Annotated in this window: 1 protein-coding gene; it reads right to left on the reverse strand. The window is 41.1% G+C overall.

Going from position 1 to position 292, the window contains the following annotated elements; genetic code table 11:
• Nucleotides 1-73: 73 nt before the first annotated feature.
• A partial coding sequence (locus ACXAHI_RS21055; RefSeq protein WP_474851012.1) for a hypothetical protein occupies nucleotides 74-292 on the reverse strand: 219 nt, incomplete at its 5' end.

A 292-nucleotide genomic window follows, 5' to 3' on the forward strand; every position in this document is an offset into this window, starting at 1 on the left:
TTAGATGTGACTAACTAAGTTATAACGCAAAAAATAATAATTATTGGATGTCGTTGTTTGTGCTATCTAGTTTTCAAGGAACATGGCTACTACTTGAATCCGCTTCTTTGCTGCCATGCGCCGAGGAAGCTAACATCGTTAGCGATACTCGCAGACGCAGGCGCACTTCGACTTCATCGAATAGCCTACTTTGAAAGAATTCAATCATTCTTTCAAAACTAAACGAAACGCTCATGCAAGTTTGGCAACCAATGTTGCCTCGTAATTCTCCATAGAAAGGAGGTGATCCAGC

This window comes from Anaerobacillus sp. ABD4_527, from assembly GCF_056160805.1.